Origin of the sequence: Haloarcula sp. CBA1122 (genome assembly GCF_009741785.1) — an archaeon.
Classification (GTDB): domain Archaea; phylum Halobacteriota; class Halobacteria; order Halobacteriales; family Haloarculaceae; genus Haloarcula; species Haloarcula hispanica.
Genome location: NZ_WPCB01000107.1, coordinates 1 through 1,267 on the forward strand (window position 1 = coordinate 1; position 1,267 = coordinate 1,267).

Sequence of the window (1,267 nt, forward strand, 5' to 3'; positions counted from 1 at the left end):
GTGACGAATGAGGTCGACGCCGCAGCGTCGGTCCGGGCGGCGGCCAGTCGCGGGAGCGGCCATGTCGAGTCACGTGCCTTCGGAAGTCCGTTCGTGCAGGCGACGCCGAGACGCTGGTGGTGTTCGCCGTCGACGCGAGCGCGTCGATGCGCCCGGCGATGAAAGCCGCAAAAGGCACAGTACTGGAACTGCTGAAAGACGCCTATCAGGCCCGCGACGAAGTCGCCTTTGTCACCTTCGCCGGCGAGGGCGCGGACGTGGTCCTCCCGCCGACCGAGAGCGTCTCGCTGGCGGCACGCCACCTGAAAGACCTCCCCACAGGCGACCGGACACCACTGCCGGACGGGCTGACGGCCGCCTGCGAAGTGCTCGACCGGGCGGACCCGGATGCCGGCGTCGTCATCGTCGTAACCGACGGGCGGGCGAACACCGCCGACGGGAGTCCGGTCGCAGCGACCAGAAACGCGGCGCGGACGCTCGGCGAAGCAGCCGACCGCACCGTCGTCGTGGATGCGGGCGAAGGGAGTCGCGCCGGTCTGCTCGACCTCGTTGCTGACGAAACGGACGCGTCGGTCGTCCCGCTGGACGCGCTGACCGCCGAGCGCGTCGACGCCGTCGCCAGCAAGCGATAACCCCCGGCCGGAGCTGTCTCAGGCGGAAGTTTTACAATCTTACTTGTTCTTAAGACAAACGAGATTTCAATGCAGGACGACACTGACACCGCACGCGCTACGGACAGCGTGCATGACCGTATCGAACGCGCCAGAGCGTCGCTGACCGGCCCGCAGATCGCCATTGCCGTCGCGCTGGTGGCGGCGCTCGGCTTCACGCTGCTGTTCGTGCAGGACCCGATGCTGCACGACTCGCTGCACAACTTCCGACACAGCGCCGGGATCACCTGCCACTGATGGCGACTGACTACCTCGAACGCGGCGCAGTGGCCGGCGTGGCCGGCGGGCTGGTCTACGGCCTGTTCGTCGCGACAGTCGGGAACAGCTTCACTGCCGGACTGGAGACGTTCGAACACGGGCACGGCCACGGCGGCGGCCCCGTCGTCTCCGGGCTCACGACGGCCGTCGCGAGCATCGGCGGCGGCGTCCTCTGGGGCCTGCTGTTCGGCGTCGCAGTGTTCGGGATGGCGTATTTCTTCCTCGAACCTGCAATCCCCGGCTCGGGCGCGACGAAGCGACTGGCGCTTGCGGGAGCCGGCTTTCTCACCGTCTCCGGCGCGCCGTGGCTCGTCCTGCCGCCACAGCCGCCGGGCGTC

General features: G+C 68.7%; 2 protein-coding genes and 1 pseudogene. All 3 read left to right on the forward strand.

Going from position 1 to position 1,267, the window contains the following annotated elements:
- Window positions 1-632 (forward strand): annotated as a pseudogene (locus tag GJ630_RS19360) (VWA domain-containing protein); the annotation flags it as partial.
- A 69-nt stretch (window positions 633-701) separates the two neighbouring features.
- Window positions 702-908, forward strand: coding sequence for a CbtB domain-containing protein (locus tag GJ630_RS19365; RefSeq protein WP_014039273.1), 207 nt, complete (start codon window positions 702-704; stop codon window positions 906-908).
- Window positions 908-1,267 (forward strand): CbtA family protein (locus GJ630_RS19370; protein WP_197427671.1); only part of this gene is annotated, 360 nt, incomplete at its 3' end. The genes GJ630_RS19365 and GJ630_RS19370, both read left to right, overlap by 1 nt.